Annotated in this window: 12 protein-coding genes and 1 pseudogene; 11 read left to right on the top strand and 2 right to left on the bottom strand. The window is 54.1% G+C overall.

Features of this window, described 5'->3' with window-relative positions; translation table 11 throughout:
• The first annotated feature begins 45 nt into the window (after positions 1-45).
• From MPRO_RS17970 to MPRO_RS17960, 3 genes are all read left to right on the top strand, one after another.
• Positions 46-843 carry an EcsC family protein gene (locus tag MPRO_RS17970; RefSeq protein ID WP_082708955.1) on the top strand — a complete coding sequence of 266 codons (798 nt, stop codon included), beginning with the start codon at positions 46-48 and terminating at the stop codon, positions 841-843.
• A gap of 309 nt (positions 844-1152) precedes the next feature.
• Positions 1153-1434 (top strand): sll1863 family stress response protein, encoded by a 282-nt coding sequence (locus tag MPRO_RS17965; protein ID WP_245635132.1) that lies wholly within the window; start codon positions 1153-1155, stop codon positions 1432-1434.
• Between the two features lie 248 nt (positions 1435-1682).
• Complete coding sequence (locus MPRO_RS17960) at positions 1683-2177, top strand: gamma-glutamylcyclotransferase family protein (protein ID WP_067296135.1); 495 nt, start codon at positions 1683-1685, stop codon at positions 2175-2177.
• Positions 2178-2251: 74 nt separating this feature from the next.
• Here the strand turns inward: MPRO_RS17960 and MPRO_RS17955 are convergent, their stop codons facing one another.
• Both MPRO_RS17955 and gltA read right to left on the bottom strand, forming a co-directional pair.
• The gene (locus MPRO_RS17955; protein WP_067296132.1) at positions 2252-2923 is read right to left on the bottom strand and encodes an FMN-binding negative transcriptional regulator; all 672 of its coding nucleotides are present in this window, start codon (positions 2921-2923) and stop codon (positions 2252-2254) included.
• 119 nt (positions 2924-3042) lie between these two features.
• The gene (gene gltA / locus MPRO_RS17950; protein ID WP_067296128.1) at positions 3043-4314 is read right to left on the bottom strand and encodes a citrate synthase; all 1272 of its coding nucleotides are present in this window, start codon (positions 4312-4314) and stop codon (positions 3043-3045) included.
• Between the two features lie 339 nt (positions 4315-4653).
• Between gltA and MPRO_RS17945 the strand changes: the two genes are divergently transcribed.
• From MPRO_RS17945 to MPRO_RS17915, 8 genes and pseudogenes are all read left to right on the top strand, one after another.
• Positions 4654-6495: a LodA/GoxA family CTQ-dependent oxidase gene (locus MPRO_RS17945; RefSeq protein WP_067296125.1), complete on the top strand. Its 1842-nt coding sequence runs from the start codon at positions 4654-4656 to the stop codon at positions 6493-6495.
• On the top strand, positions 6495-7607 hold the full coding sequence (locus MPRO_RS17940; RefSeq protein ID WP_067296122.1) for an NAD(P)/FAD-dependent oxidoreductase: 1113 nt from the start codon (positions 6495-6497) through the stop codon (positions 7605-7607). The genes MPRO_RS17945 and MPRO_RS17940 overlap by 1 nt, the downstream gene beginning before the upstream one ends.
• Before the next feature lie 124 nt (positions 7608-7731).
• A complete protein-coding gene (locus MPRO_RS17935) occupies positions 7732-9894 on the top strand; it encodes a multicopper oxidase family protein (protein WP_067296120.1) in 2163 nt (720 codons plus the stop codon).
• A 320-nt stretch (positions 9895-10214) separates the two neighbouring features.
• Positions 10215-10820 carry a tetratricopeptide repeat protein gene (locus MPRO_RS17930; RefSeq protein ID WP_067296116.1) on the top strand — a complete coding sequence of 202 codons (606 nt, stop codon included), beginning with the start codon at positions 10215-10217 and terminating at the stop codon, positions 10818-10820.
• Positions 10821-11107: 287 nt separating this feature from the next.
• The gene (locus MPRO_RS25185; RefSeq protein WP_082708954.1) at positions 11108-11779 is read left to right on the top strand and encodes a PEP-CTERM sorting domain-containing protein; all 672 of its coding nucleotides are present in this window, start codon (positions 11108-11110) and stop codon (positions 11777-11779) included.
• A 587-nt stretch (positions 11780-12366) separates the two neighbouring features.
• Positions 12367-12900, top strand: a complete 534-nt coding sequence (locus tag MPRO_RS17925; RefSeq protein ID WP_067296113.1) for a hypothetical protein — start codon at positions 12367-12369, stop codon at positions 12898-12900.
• Between the two features lie 588 nt (positions 12901-13488).
• Positions 13489-13758, top strand: a pseudogene (locus tag MPRO_RS17920) (NAD-glutamate dehydrogenase domain-containing protein); the annotation flags it as partial.
• A 289-nt stretch (positions 13759-14047) separates the two neighbouring features.
• Complete coding sequence (locus tag MPRO_RS17915; RefSeq protein WP_067296106.1) at positions 14048-15262, top strand: M24 family metallopeptidase; 1215 nt, start codon at positions 14048-14050, stop codon at positions 15260-15262.
• Positions 15263-15397 lie beyond the last annotated feature (135 nt).

Below are 15397 nucleotides of genomic sequence, written 5' to 3'. Positions count from 1 at the left end.
CCAACACAAAGCAGCATTATGCTCTGAGTGGCCAAAGGAGTCTGTATGTCGAAGTCACTTGAATCAATGTCGCTGGATGCAGTTCATATCGATGAGCTTAAGAACGCCAAGCACTTGCTGGAAAATCCGGGTATAGCCGCGCGTCTGTCAAATTCACTGGCCACGCCTATTGATCGGGCGATAAAGCTGCTGCCATCAACAGCCCACAAAACCATTATGGCGGCAGTCACCAAATCGCTGGAGACGGCGTTGCGCACGGCACTATTTACCTTGGGAGACGGCCCGCAGCCGGCTTCCAATCTGACGCACCGGGCAACGGCCGCGCTCAGTGGCGCCGCGGGGGGCGCCTTTGGTCTGGCTGCCCTGGCGATTGAGCTGCCCGTTTCCACCACCATTATGCTGCGCTCGATCGCCGATATTGCCCGGGGCGAGGGCGAAGACCTGAAGCGGGAAGAGTCCCGGCTTGCCTGTCTTGAGGTGTTCGCTTTGGGAGGGGGCAGTGACAAGGATGATGCCGCAGAGTCCGGCTACTTCGGTATTCGGGCCGCGCTGGCGTCTGCCGTTACCGAGGCGGTGAGCCATGTCGCCTCCAAGGGGGTGGTAAAAGATGGCGCGCCGGCACTGGTGCGGCTTATTACTCAAATTGCCGCGAGATTCAGCATTCCCGTGACGCAAAAGGCTGCAGCACAGGCCGTACCGATTATAGGGGCGGCGGGCGGCGCCTTGATCAACACATTGTTCATCGGCCATTTCCAGGATATTGCCCGCGGGCACTTTACCGTCCGCCGGCTGGAGCGGATTTATGGGGCTGAGCGGGTACAGGCGCTATACGACAGTTTGTAGTCTTTCGCAGTCCCCAAATTTGTTAATAACTTTTGGCGGCGGGCGTTCGCTTCAGCACAAAGCCTGCAGCTATAGCCGGAATATGGCCATGTAGGGGCATGAATAACGACTATCCTTGATCAGATGGATCTGAGTCGTTAGTCGCTGGATTCCAGCGCTCCAGTTCGGATTCAGGGCGACCCGGCAGTGCTAATTCTGCACGGGTGCCGGTTGCAAAGCAGGCTGAGCGAAACAGCAACGGCTGTGAGCGCATTGATATCCCCGTTCAGCAATCACCCTAATCCTTTGCCAAGGAGACTGATTGTGAATATGAAAGATGCTTACGAGAAAAAGATGCAGGCCCAGCTCAATGAATGGGATGCCGACATTAAAAAACTCAAGGCCCATGCGGACAAGGCCAGGGCCGATGCGCAGATTGAGTACTTCAAACAGATTGAGGAGTTGCGTGAGCGCCAGCAGCGGGCGCAGCAGAAACTGACCGAAATTCAGCAGGCCAGCGATACGGCCTGGGAAGACCTCAGAGTCGGCGCTGAAAGCGCCTGGGACTCGTTCGCTGATGCCATGCGCGCAGCCAGATCCCGTTTCAAGTAAGTACGAACCCTTTTATGGAAAGCGTCGGAAGGCCAATCGCCTATGTGCCAGCTCCGGAATAAGGACTCCCTTGGGCTGGAAGGATGTAAATTTATGTCTATCCGATTGGGGCCAGAAGGCGTGCGGTAATGTTTTAACATCACGATAGAGCAGCAGAAACTGGCGGCACCATTCGCATCCCGATGGGCGCGAAAAATGGCACCTGTACCTGTCCTGGTTTTGTTCTGGGCCGTTGATGAGGGGATAGCATGTTGTATTTTGCCTATGGATCGAACCTTTCGGAACGGCGGCTGCGGGCCCGAATATCCTCGGTTATAAAAGTCGCCAATGGCGTGCTCGACGGGCATCAGCTGAGGTTTCATAAAGTCAGCCAAAGGGACGGCTCTGCCAAATGCGATGTTTTCGCCACAGGTGTTGCCCGGCACTTTGTGCTCGGTGTGGTGTTTGAAGTATCGGAATCCGACAGGGATAGCCTCGACCGCTATGAAGGCCTGAATTGTGGCTATGAGGCCAGGGACATTTTGGTCCGGCTGGAGGATGGATCAAGTGTGTCAGCCTTCACCTACTGCGCTACCCGTATTGATTCGGCGTTACTCCCTTTTGACTGGTATCGGGAGCATGTACTCAGAGGGGCCCAGGAGCACGGCTTTGCGCACAGCTATATTCAACAGATTGAGGTAATTGAGTGCGTCACCGATCCCGATGAAGCACGCTGTTCTCGAGAACTGGCCATTTACCGCTAAGCAGAAAGCGCTGTTTGTCGGGGGGTAATTCTGCGTCGTGGCTGCGTGGCCTGCAGCGATATGGCCGGGCCTGGTCAATTCTCAGTTGTGGTGATTGCCGGAGTATTCCCCTGTTCCTGGGTACCGGATTTCACTAGCTCGGCGATTTTTCGATACTGCTCCTCGCGCTCGCAGGATAAGCCGGCAATTACGCCAAGTCTGTTGCGTTCCGGCTGATTTTGACTGAGCTTCCATTGGCCTGTTATTGCAGTGATTTCAATTTCCAGCCCGACAATGGCGGGCAACATTTTTTGGATGAACTCCTCGGGTGCGTCAGCGGTTGACCAGGGCGTTTCCTGTTCCGCCTCATGTTGCTCTGTCAGGCGGTTGATCATTCCCAGCAGCCAGTCTTTGTCCTGAATATAGGACATCACCCCTTTGACATGGACCACGACATAGTTCCATGTCGGCACTGCTTTGCCGGTTTCCTGTTTGGTTGGATAGTGGTTGGGCGAGATATAGCAGTTCGGACCATTGAACACGACCAGTACGTCGGACCCGTCTGCGACCGTTTTCCATAGGGGGTTCACTTTGGCGATATGGGCCTGAAGCACCTTCCTGCCATCCTTTTCGCAGATTAACGTGGGCAGGTGATTTGCTTCCAAACCGGATTCAGAATGGGTAATCAAAGTGGCGAAGGGGTAATCTCGGATCAAGCCTTCCAGCTGTGCCCTATTATGTTGTTGGAAATTCTTGGGGTTATGCATGATGAATCCCGCTGGCGCCAATGCCTGGTATTAACTCGGCGGACATGCAGCTTTCCTGTGTGTCCGCCGGGCCACAAGCTGCGCATAGTCGCGCACTTGCGCCCGTTTTTCCAGCCAGCTTAATAATCCCGCTGCTTGACGCCGGTATAGAGCTGGCGAGGTCGGCCGATGCGGTTCGGGCTGCTGTGGAACTCGCTCCAGTGGGAAATCCAGCCGATGGTACGGGCGACGGCGAAAATCACGGTGAACATATTAGTCGGGATGCCGATGGCATTCAGGATAATGCCGGAATAGAAATCAACGTTTGGGTAGAGTTTGCGCTTTATAAAGTAGTCGTCCTGCAGCGCTATCTGTTCGAGCTGCCGTGCGATCTTCAACAGTGGGTCATCGGATTTGCCGAGTTCTTTTAGTACCTCATCGCAGCTGGCCTTCATCACCGTGGCCCGTGGGTCGAAGTTGTGATAAACGCGATGGCCAAAGCCCATCAGGCGGAAGCTGTCGTCCGGATCCTTGGCGCGCTTGATGAACTCGGGAATACGGGACTCGTCGCCGATCTCCTGCAGCATGCTCAATACCGCTTCGTTGGCGCCGCCGTGTGCCGGGCCCCAGAGCGCAGCTATGCCGGATGCAATGCAGGCGAAAGGATTGGCGCCGGAGGAACCCGCCAGGCGCACGGTGGAGGTGGAGGCATTCTGTTCGTGGTCGGCGTGCAGCATGAAGATACGATCCATCGCCTTGGCCAGCACAGGGCTGGGTTTGGAATCCGAGCAGGGTGTGCCAAACATCATGTGCAGGAAATTCTCGGCATAGGCCAGATTGTTGCGCGGATACATGAAGGGCTGGCCAATGGAATACTTGTAGCACATCGCCGCCAGGGTCGGCATCTTGGCAATCAGGCGAAAGGCGCAGACTTCGCGGTGATGCGGATCGCTGATATCCAGCGAGTCGTGGTAGAAGGCCGACAGGGCGCCGACACAGGCTACCATGATGGCCATCGGGTGTGCATCACGGCGGAATCCGCGAAAAAAGTAGGTGATCTGTTCGTGCACCATGGTGTGGTTCATGACGAGATGAACGAATTCTGCCTTCTGTTTCGGGGTCGGCAGCTCGCCGTTAAGCAGCAGGTAACAGACCTCCAGATAGTCGGACTTCTCGGCCAATTGCTCGATGGGGTAGCCTCGGTGCAGCAGTATGCCCTTGTCGCCGTCTATGTAAGTGATGCCGGATTCGCAGGCCGCGGTGGAAACGAAACCGGGATCATAAGTAAAGAGCCCCATGCCACTGAGCGAGCGTACGTCTATGACGTCCGGACCCAGAGTGCCGGAATACATCGGCAATTCGATAGGTGCGTCGATACCGTCGACGATCAATTGTGCTTTTCTGTCAGTCATGGGGTGCGCCTCGAAGGGTCGTTCGGGTGACCCTGTGGTTACAGATACCGCTATGGTTATAGATCATTTTAGTCGGGAATTGGCGGGTTCCAGCGTCAGAATTTGTGTTGCAGCCAAGTCAGGACACTGTGGCTGGAACCGGCGCCTGGCGCGGCCCATTAATTCAGGCGTGCGGACTCATCTGCCACCCCTGCAGGATCAGCTTCTATACTGCATCAGACCTTCTGACTGATCGGCGATACTAGATGGACGATTGGCTCGATGTCAGATGCCTGCTCATCTCCAATCAGGTGTCTGGGATCCATACGGAATTAATACAATTGAACAAGGAAGTGACACATGGCTGAGATCGCGTACGCCAAGATCCATCCGGCTATTGGTATCGCCCGGGTTGGCAACTCGTCCAGGGCTGATGGCTATTTCATTGGCCCTCAGGTTACGGAGCCTGAAGCCAGAGAACCCGGCGCCTACCGAGATAATACAGGTGCGCTGAAACGGGAAGTGGCCGAATTTCGTATCTATGGCTACGATGCCGCAGGCCAGGTAGTGCGAGAGCTGACCATGGATGCCCAGACCCGGATTGAGTGGCAGGTGGAGCTCGCCAACCACAAGGCGGCCTGGTACAACTTCGAACTGGCCCTCGATATTCCGGAAGCGGCCACGGCAAAACCTTCCACCCGGCGCAATGCCACTATCACCGGTGATGACAGGCACAAGCTATCCATCACCCCCGGCCCTCGCAGCATTTGTACGCCAGCCTGCCAGGGCCTGCAATACCAGTTCGGCGGCGGCACCTTTATGGATATAGAGGTGCCGCTGGGGGAATTGCGTACCGACAGCGTGGGCCGCCTGCATGTGTTTGGTGGTTACGGCAAATCGGCCTCCTATCTGAATGAAGCACCCAAAACCTTTGCCAATAATGATTCCTGGTACGACGACACCGGCGACGGCCCGGTAACGGCCACCGTGCTGCTGGATGGTCGCGCCATTGCGGTATCGCCGGCCTGGGTGCTGGTGGCTCCGCCCAACTACGGCCCGCAGCAGAAAGCGGTGCGCACGCTCTATGCCCTGATGACGGATCTCGCCATTCGGGCCGGCCAGTTGCCGGCGCCTTGCAAGCCGTCTTTTAGTACCGACATTCTGCCTATCCTCAAGGCCATGTGTGATCTGCAGTGGATGAACGCAGGCTTTGCCGCCGGTTTCGGCTATGGCATGTCGCAGCACTTTCTGGAGCCCCGTTACCTCGCTCAGCTGGCATCGCCAGGCGATGACTATGCGCAGCTCAGGCGTACTGTGGCCCATGGTTTTCGTAATCCTGAAGACGGCGATATTTCCATGAAGCTCTGGCCCTGGGTCTATGGCGACACCATGGGCGTGCCCATGCCGCAGCTGGCGAACGCCATGAATGCTTTGACGCAGACTCAGCTGGCGCTATTGGAAAAGTGGGCTGAGGGTGATTTCGAGGCAGACTATGACCCTAACTATCAGCAGCCACGCTGCATTAGCGAGGTGCCATTGGCAGAGCAACCGGCCATGCTCGACAAGGCCGCGCTGGAATTCTGTATCGCCGATGCCTTCCACCCGGGTTGCGAGGTGACCTGGCCGGTGCGCCACAGCACTATGTATATGGAAGCCTACCGCTGGCGGCACCGCGCCGCCAATAATCCTGAATCCGATTACGGCACCACCCTGACGCCGGCCATGGCACTGTCGTATGACGGCCCGCTCTATGGTCAGTCACCGGGCTCCATCACCCGCTGGATGGCGATTCCCTGGCAGACAGACACTGCCAGCTGCCGCTCCGGTTACGATCGGGATTACGATCCCTATCTGCCCACGTTCTGGCCCGCCAGGGTACCCAACCAGGTACTCAGCGAGGAAAACTACCTTAAGGTGGTCGACACCGCTCTGCCGCGCGAGGAACGCCTGGCAGCTTATAACCGCCGCTCGGATTGGGATCGCACCCTGGGAGTGGGCAGCTCCACCCAGCTGGCGAACATGGTGACCCAGTTTGATCACCAGGGCATCGTTGAGGTTCGACCCGGTGTGCCTGATGATCCTGATTTTGCGCCAGTGATGCAGGTGGAGGATCGAGGCGGCCAGGATCTGACGCCTGAAGAGCGCCATGACACTGACCGTGCCATGCGCCAGGTGCTGATATGCCGGCACAGTAAAAGCTGATGGTCCGGCAAACCTTTGATGTGATCGTCTGTGGGGCAGGACCGGCGGGCCTTGCGCTGGCAACCCTGCTGGCGCCGAACCGCCGGGTACTGCTACTGGAACGCAGGGCCAGCCAGGGCATTGGCCCCCGTATTGGTGAATCTCTGCCCGGTGCCGCAGCACCGCTGTTGCACAAGCTGGGCGTGCTGGAGCAGTTTCATCGCGGCGGCCATCGTGAACGCGGGCCTGCCATTGCCGTCTGGGATAGGGAAACGCCGGTTTGGAAGGATGCCATTCTGGACCCTAACGGTCCTGGCTGGCACCTTGACCGGCGAGGCTTTGAGGCAATGTTGCGCCAGCGAACGCTGGAGTCCGGTGCTTCGCTGGTGGATGGATGCCGCCATATTCGTATCGAGCGTCAGCAGGGCAGCTGGCAGCTGGGTACCGGCGACGTTCAGTACGGCGCGCCCGTGGTGGTGGATGCCACCGGTCGCGCCAGCGGTATTGCCCGCCAGCTGGGGCTGCACCAATCTACCGAGGATCCGCTGCTGTGCCTGTACAGCTTTCTTGACAGTCACCCCGATGATCCGGACTGCAGCATGCGCATTCAGGCGGACGAGCAGGGCTGGTGGTACACGGTGCCGCTGCCAGGGGATAAAAGAGTGCTGGCCTACCATCTGGATAGCGATAACCCGCTGTGGCGCCAGCTTAAACGCGGAGCTGATTTCCTTGCTCTTGCCCGACAGCACCCGCTGCTGGCCGAGGCATTGCAGGGCCTGGCACCCGCACGGATGCAATGTCGCCCAGCCGGTACCGCCATGTTAAATGTCACAGCGCTGGAGTCTGTCGGCGATGGCTTTTTGGCGGTCGGCGATGCGCTCTTTAGTTTCGATCCCATTTCCTCCCAGGGTCTATTTCACTCCCTGGCGTCGGCCGCCAGCGCGGCCAATGCCATAATCGCGGGGTCAACCGATGCCCTGGATCGCCACCGGCGGGAAATGCAGACGGTGGCGGCTCAGTACCTTTTTCACTGGCGGGGCACCTATCAGGGGCCTGCACGCTTTGGCCGTTATCCGTTCTGGCAGCGCCGACAGGGCTTTCAGGCCGCGGCAACCCAGGCTCTTGTGAGCTGAAGGTTAGACACTCCGGAAATCTGTGGCCACTGCTACAGAAGGTGCAGGTGCATCAACAGATCAAATTAAACAAACCACGATGAGAAAATCACAACTCCCAGACCACTACAGGGAAGGTATCGTTATGAACTGGTCGATCTCGGCAAAACGCCCGTCCAGAGGGCTGCCTCTATCATTGCTTGTCAGCGTCTTGCTGGTGTCTTCGCCCTCGCAGGCCGCCGATATCCGGGAACTGCCACAGTTACCCCATGCCATGCTGCAGGTTCAGAGCGGGGTGGTAACGCCGCCTGAGACGGCGCCGGCCGTGGCCCTGCTTGCGAGTGCGCAAAAGCGGGGACCCGGCACTGAAGTCTTCTATGATCTGACCCTGGAATACGTCAACGGCAGTCTGTACAACCCCTCCACCCAGCAAATGGACGCAACCCGGCTCAGGGCCCTGACCGGCAGCGTGACCAGCAAGGTGGTGCCTTATATAGGGCCGGTGGTGGAGCTCTACCCGGGGGAAACCTTCCGCCTGACCTTGAACAACAAGCTGCCCGCCGAGGATCCCTCCTGTCCCGACGGTAGCGAGCACAGTAACGGCGGCAACTGTTTCAATACCACCAACATGCACACCCATGGCTTGTGGATCAGCCCTTCAGGCAACAGCGACAATGTGCTGCTGAGAATCAAGCCGGATGTGAGCTTCCAGTACGAATACAACATCCCGATAGACCATCCGGCCGGCACCTTCTGGTATCACCCGCACTTGCACGGTTCCACCGCGTTGCAGGTGTCGAGCGGCATGGCGGGGCCCCTGGTTATTCGCGGCACCCGTCACCCGCAGCAGGTCGGCGACCAGCTTCGCTCAGGGGATCTGGATACCCTGTTGCAACAGGTGACGCCGGACAACCCTCAGCCGATTAAGGAACGTATTCTGGTTTTCCAGCAGATCGGCTACGCCTGCCGGCAACCGGGTGCAGCGCCCGGCCAGCTGGGCCCGATTCTTACAGACAGTAATGGCAACTGGATCTGCAATGAGAAAAGCCCTGAAGAAAGCGAAAGAGTTGGCCAGATCGAGTCTTACGATCAGTTCGGTGTCAGCAACGGCATTAGCGCCTGGAACACCTCCGGTCGCTATACCAGTATCAATGGGGTCGTAATGCCGACCTTTACCCAGGTACGAGCCGGCGATCTTGAGCGCTGGCGGCTGGTGCATGCCGGTGTGCGGGATACCATCAACCTGCAGTTTCGCAAAGCCCGTGTTTCTGGCATCGAAGCCGGTTATAAGCCGGCCTCCCTTGAGGCCCGCACCGAGCAGGTAGACCTGCAATGCGAAGGCGCTCCCATCCCGCAGTTTTCGGTGGCCTCGGATGGCCTGACCCGGGCGCAGATCGCCAGCCAGGAACAGACCATACTGCAGCCCGGTTATCGGGAAGATCTGCTGATGACCTTTCCTTCCGCCGGCACCTACTGCGTGATAGACAGCAGCCTGGATGCGAACCAGACCGTTAACAGCCAGGCTCACGGTCGTGAACTGCTGGGCTATGTCGAGGTATTGCCGCCGCTGGCAGAGGCTCAAAGCAGGGTGCAGCAGTTGGCAGGCCTGATGGACCCCAACCTGAGTGACGCCTTGCGCAACTGGGTACAAGACTGGCTTGTGGCGTCGGCCCTGAAGTTCATGCCGGCAGATGTACGCGGCAGTATCGTAAAGGATCTTGAAAATCAGCTGAAACTCAGTGCCTTCGTTGATCACCCGACGATTACGCCATCCGAGGTCACCGGTGCCCAAACCCTGGGCTTTAACATCGATATACAACAGGCTCCGACTCCGAATAGCTACGAGATTGGCAGCCTCGATTACAGCGTCTCGACCGGAAAATACAGCTTGAAGGATGCCAGCGCCTATTCGCCCTCCAAGGTAAATCGGGTGCTCAAGCTCGGTGGCATTGATGAATGGACCCTCAGCTCCTTTCTGGCGGGCCATCCCTTTCATATACACGTTAACCCCTTCCAGGTGGTGTCGGTGCAAAAGTGTCTCAGCGAAAATTGCACGGACCCGGCCAGCTGGCAGGATTTGACCGCCGATCCAACGAGTCAGTACTACGGCATGACAGGCCGCTGGCGAGATACGCTCTTTGTCGAGCAGGGAGTGGTGATCAAGACCCGCACCCGTTATGAGCGTTATATCGGCGAGTTCGTGCTGCATTGTCATATTCTGGATCACGAAGATGAAGGCATGATGCAGAATGTGATTGTAGCGCTGCCCGACGGCAAGGGTGGGGTGTCTGAGATGGGACATCATTAAAAGGAAGCTTTGTCTGGGAGTTATATCTGGGCCAGCGGCTGGACGGTGAACGGGGCTATTAACCCGGTGGACAAATAGGTTCCGTCCCTATTTGTCCACCGGGTTAATAAGTACAGACGTCGCCTTCTATGGCTCGGTTTTGGATTGTTATTGGCTGGATCTGTATGGCAGATTTTTTGTTCACTATGTAATTTATTAGTCCTGATTTTTTAATTTAGGTAAGGAGACTTAGAACGATTATATTTCGCAGGGTCATTTGAGATTGACTTAGAAAGACGGATAATCCGCAGAAATAACAAGACAAATATGGTAAGACCTCCATGAAGAAATTGAATTTAATTATATTTTTGAACATATTTATAGTGTCCTGTGCAAATCCGGTAAACCTGCATACTGCTCAAAACTATGCCCAGGGGTGTTCGAGCTTCCAGCATCAGGGTGAGTGGTGGAAAGCTCGAAAGGCCTGCGGCAGAGCCGCGATTAACGCTGAGCTGGGCGGCGCTGCTCCACGAGCAATAGCAAGTTTATGGTACGAATATGGCCGTACCTCTGGAGCTATATGTGATTATACAGAAGCAAAGAAAGGTTTAGAGTTATCCCTGAAATTAGATAAGGTAAATAATGGCCCAATCCTTATGGATTACTTTGAACTAGCTCGTTTGCATTTTCATCAAAAACTATTTGAAGACGCCGTGGGTTATTATCAGTCAGGTATCTTGGCAACATCGAAAGAAATAGTGTCCAAAGATCCAATTGGATATGCAGATATTCTGGATGAATATGGGGATGCATTGAAACAGATTGGCGACATCAAAAAAAGCGAAGCAGCGGTAGCACAATCTACACAATTGCGCTCATTTAGCCCCAGCGCCGAAGCCATTACCAAAAGTACACCCTATGGGGGATTTTGTGACCAGAAATCCTAGCAGATCTACCAAGTGAAACGCGCTAAAGAATGTACCTTTCGTCGTATGCGCTCGGGCTTTCCAGCGCCGTATGAGTGATAGGATACCTTTATATTTACAACTTTAGATGAGAGTTAGCTCAACATTGAGAGTAGAGTGTTTCCTAATAAACTTGTCAGTTATTTTTACAGTTTTTTAACTATATAGCCGTTGTCAAAAAAATGTCATTTAAATACAATGGGTTGCATTTTGGCATATATTTTGCTTAATAAAAGGTTTGGCTTGGTTTTTTCTTTTTTGGTGGTGATATGATCAAACTATTTATTTCTTGTTTTGTTTTTGTTCTTTCGATAAGTAGTCATGTGCAAGCTATTCCAATCTATGCCGATACTGTAAATAGCTTCACTGGGGGAGCAGACTTCGCTGTTGTTGATGGATCTGGTGGTAATTATACAGGTGCGTCAGGCTATGGTGTTTTCGATGCTTTAGCTGTTTCAGAACTAGATGGGGCTGTATTGGCGCTAGGGTATGATACATCATCAATTGGCGAAATTGTTATGTCCTTTAGCACAGGTTCAATAATCGATGGAGCAGGCGCAGATCTTAGGTTTTACGACTCTTTTGGTCTATCCGAAGGTTTTATGCTAGATATTAGCCTTGATGGATTAACGTTCTTTAGCGTTGGAACCTTTACCGGAGATCTAATTACTACGTGCTCTCCCGGATTGCCTTGTATAACAGATGTGGATATCTCGGGCGCTGGAATTAGTAGTGCAAGTTTTTTTAGGATTACTGCGGATCCATTGTCAAGTGTACTATTTCATCCTGCAGGGTATGACCTGGATGCAGTTGAAGCATTAAATTTTTCAGCTGCATTTATCCCACCGGTGCAGTCTATTCCAGAACCTGGAAGTATCGCTTTATTTGGATTGGGGCTTGCCGGAATTTGGTTTTCAATAAAAAGAGGAAAGCTTTCTTAGGTTTTTAGCCTTAGTTTCGTCGCTCTTTTAGCTCCTTTCCTTGTAAGGTGACAACGGCTGTCTACAAGAGGATGGAGCCGAGCCTCTTTACTTTGAGGCTACGCCATCCATCAGTCGGCATCTACCTCCATTGCACGCGGGAATGATACTACGGACGCGTTTCATTCAGCTGAAGGTCTAGGAGGCTGTCCGACAATACTCAACCGACTGCGAGCCACCTGAGTTTGGCTGTTTTTTGTGCTGTTTTGCGTTAAATAGAACCACTATTCGCCTTAAAACACCGCAAAAACCCGCTCAAATCAGTCGGCTCTCGCTACGGCCAGCATTCTCGGAAAGCCTCCTAGGAGGTTTTCCGACAATACTCAACCTACTGCGGGATTTCTTCACTGCAATAGTGGTAGGTGGATTATGGCCATTTTTATATCATGGGGGCGGATGAATAGCGCTACAGGCCAGTATCCTGGCACAGGGCTAAAAATGTGCTAATACTTCATTAGGGTCAAAATGGTATTTCCTATGTTTACCGGAACACTGGCCGCAGGGAAAGTGGCTTCTGAGGCTGCTACTCATATATTCTGAGGGTTCACATGGATAGAATTGTAAATATTCATATATTAACGAAGCGTTTAATAGTGATGACACTTATCTGCGTAATGGTGTTTGGCGCAATTTTTGGTTTAAGCTATTTTTTCAGCCAAAGATTTATGATGACATGGGCTGGATTTTTGTGCGGCATTGTTGGCGGTTTTGTCAGTATTCAACAAAGAATTAAAACTGTTTCCGACGAGGAATTAGAATTACTCACAAAATCGTGGTTTCAAATTCTGTTAGTTCCCGTTTTTGGTGGTGTCTTTTCACTGGTTTTATACTGTTTGTTCCTGTCAGGCATAGTGTCAGGGACTTTATTTCCAGCTTTTTATATTCCTGAGCCATCCAACTCTATTCCCGATTCTGGTTTCATGATTGACTTGTTCACCAAGACATATCCATTGACGGGTCAGGATTTTGCGAAATTTCTTTTCTGGTCGTTTGTCGCGGGGTTTTCGGAAAGATTTGTTCCTCAAATAATTAGTAATGTTGTTAATAAAGCATCAGAAAAAGACAGTGAGGTTGACCGCTAAAGCGACAGGATATGACAGGTTTAATCAAAATAAATAGTTCATTTTCAGCGTGCGGTACTGATAAATTTAGTATGCAGTTATTATGATTCATACACTATTAACCCGGTGGACAAATAGGTTCCCTCCCTATTTGTCCGTCACGCCAGAACTCTTTAGCCTAAAAGAATGGGCGCAAGTGCATGGACTTGCTGGCCTTCTTGGGGGCGAAGAGATGGCGTTCGCATTGGCCTGCGGCCAATGATGAAGCATCCCTGCTTCATGTATTAACCCGGGTTAATACCATCAAGGTGCCGATCAGTTCGCCCACATATCGCACTAATACAAGCAAACTACGAACCAGTAGTACCAAAGAGATTCGACAAGAATAATGAATACAATGGGTTCTATTTAATTTCGGGGAAGCGCGTTCGACACAGCCTTACACGCAGGGAGTATTGGCCTGTCCCTGTGGGGGGAAGGACATCTGGTCACTGATCGACAGTGTTGCTTTTCCGGACGAAGATCGCGTCGTTGGATGCCTTTATCGAAGTGCTTGATGCCGTCGTTAGAACCAACTTCTTCATTGACAGCGTCTGATCAGAGCCTGGCTTGGCATTCAAGCTTGAGCCTGCACGTATCAGAGCCATGCCCAAGCCGGTTCCAGCCTATGAGATTTTTGTCTTCAGTTCCACGATTGAAGGGATTCACCTGCGTGGTGGAAAGGTGGCACGTGGCGGGCTGCGCTGGTCCGAGCGAATGGAGGACTACCGCACTGAGGTGCTGGGACTGGTTAAGGCTCAGGTGGTCAAGACCGCGGTGATCGTTCCCACCGGGGCCAAAGGTGGCATTATCTGTAAAGATCTCGATCTGGACGCTGATCATGCTGCGTTTGCTCTAACCCTAATGTTCACCGCCGGGCACAAAATAATGGAAAGATGAACGTTCACAATGACAGGTCAATACATATCAGCAGCCTGTCCATCGCTGTCGGTCTGAATCAATCATTTACATTACAAATACATCCATTTTAATTATTGATTTCTATTATATACATATCAGGGATAGGATCCTGTTAAGCCAACGAAACGCCCGGGCACCGCGCCCGTTCAGCCGAAGTGGATATCGTCTGGCCTTAAAGTTTCGACAAGAATAACCAGGAGCAAAAACAATGCTAGCCATGCCCCAGACTCTGCAGCTGCCCAACGGCGAAAAAGTACGCCCAACCTTCAGCAAGGCTGAACTCCAGTCTCGCCTCGACAAGCTGCGCCGCTACATGGCGGAAAACGATGTTCAGGCCGTGCTCTTTACGTCCTACCACAACATCAACTACTACAGCGATTTCGTCTATTGCCGCTTTGGCCGCGACTACGGCCTGGTCGTTACTCAGGACAACTACACCACCATCAGCGCCAATATCGACGGTGGCCAGCCGTATCGTCGCAACCAGCTGGGCGACAACGTCATCTACACCGACTGGCAGAAGGACAACTTCTTCTACGCCGTGAAACAGCTGATCAAGGACGGCGGCAAGGTCGGTGTCGAGCACGATCACATGCCGCTGCAGAACCTGCACAAAATGCAGGCAGCACTGCCCGCTGCGACCTTCGTGGACATAGGCGTGCCGACCATGAAGATGCGCATGATCAAGTCGACGGAAGAAATCGCGCTGATCAAGCAGGGTGCCCGCGTAGCGGACGTCGGTGGCGCGGCCATCCGTGATGCCATCGCTGTTGGCGTGCCTGAGTTCGAAATAGCCCTGGCCGGTACCCAGGCCATGGTGCGCGAAATTGCAGGTACCTTCCCCCACGGCGAACTGATGGACACCTGGGTCTGGTTCCAGTCGGGTATCAATACCGATGGCGCCCATAACCCCGTCACCACCCGCAAGGTCGAGGCCGGCGATATTCTGAGCCTGAATACCTTCCCGATGATCGCGGGCTACTACACCGCCCTGGAACGTACCCTGTTCGCGGAACATGCCTCCGATCGTCACCTGGAGCTGTGGGAAATCAACTGCAAGGTACACCGTCGCGGCCTCGAGCTGATCAAGCCCGGCGCACGCTGCAGCGATATCGCCGCCGAGCTGAACGAGATCTTCGCCCAGCACGATGTGCTGCAGTACCGCACCTTCGGCTACGGCCACTCCTTCGGCACCCTGAGCCACTACTACGGCCGTGAAGCAGGCCTGGAGCTGCGTGAAGACGTCCATACCGTGCTGGAGCCCGGCATGGTGGTCTCCATTGAGCCCATGCTGATGATCCCCGAAGGCCGTGCCGGTGCCGGTGGCTACCGCGAGCACGACATCCTGGTGGTGGGTGACAACAGCGCCGAAAACATCACCCGTTTCCCGTTCGGCCCCGAACACAACATCATCAAGGGCTAACAGATGTAATGCGGCAGCTTTGCAGATAAGCTGCCGCTCTTGTCTGGGCGAAAACGGTTTACGACAGCCGAAGACCCGCGCACCGGGTCTTCGGTATACAAGAATAATATTTAGGGGGCCCCCCCCCCCCCCGCA

Source organism: Marinobacterium profundum (assembly GCF_001528745.1).
Classification (GTDB): Bacteria; Pseudomonadota; Gammaproteobacteria; order Pseudomonadales; family Balneatricaceae; genus Marinobacterium_A; species Marinobacterium_A profundum.
The sequence above is the reverse complement of the archived record's forward strand: the minus strand, read 5'-3'. Positions and strand labels throughout refer to the sequence as shown.

Coding starts and splice junctions, on each gene's coding strand:
- MPRO_RS17965 (WP_245635132.1), top strand. CDS start 1,153: ATGAAAGATGCTTACGAGAAAAAGATGCAGGCCCAGCTCAATGAATGG.
- MPRO_RS17935 (WP_067296120.1), top strand. CDS start 7,732: ATGAACTGGTCGATCTCGGCAAAACGCCCGTCCAGAGGGCTGCCTCTA.
- MPRO_RS17960 (WP_067296135.1), top strand. CDS start 1,683: ATGTTGTATTTTGCCTATGGATCGAACCTTTCGGAACGGCGGCTGCGG.
- MPRO_RS25185 (WP_082708954.1), top strand. CDS start 11,108: ATGATCAAACTATTTATTTCTTGTTTTGTTTTTGTTCTTTCGATAAGT.
- MPRO_RS17915 (WP_067296106.1), top strand. CDS start 14,048: ATGCTAGCCATGCCCCAGACTCTGCAGCTGCCCAACGGCGAAAAAGTA.
- MPRO_RS17940 (WP_067296122.1), top strand. CDS start 6,495: ATGGTCCGGCAAACCTTTGATGTGATCGTCTGTGGGGCAGGACCGGCG.
- MPRO_RS17955 (WP_067296132.1), bottom strand. CDS start 2,923: ATGCATAACCCCAAGAATTTCCAACAACATAATAGGGCACAGCTGGAA.
- MPRO_RS17970 (WP_082708955.1), top strand. CDS start 46: ATGTCGAAGTCACTTGAATCAATGTCGCTGGATGCAGTTCATATCGAT.
- gltA (WP_067296128.1), bottom strand. CDS start 4,314: ATGACTGACAGAAAAGCACAATTGATCGTCGACGGTATCGACGCACCT.
- MPRO_RS17930 (WP_067296116.1), top strand. CDS start 10,215: ATGAAGAAATTGAATTTAATTATATTTTTGAACATATTTATAGTGTCC.
- MPRO_RS17925 (WP_067296113.1), top strand. CDS start 12,367: ATGGATAGAATTGTAAATATTCATATATTAACGAAGCGTTTAATAGTG.
- MPRO_RS17945 (WP_067296125.1), top strand. CDS start 4,654: ATGGCTGAGATCGCGTACGCCAAGATCCATCCGGCTATTGGTATCGCC.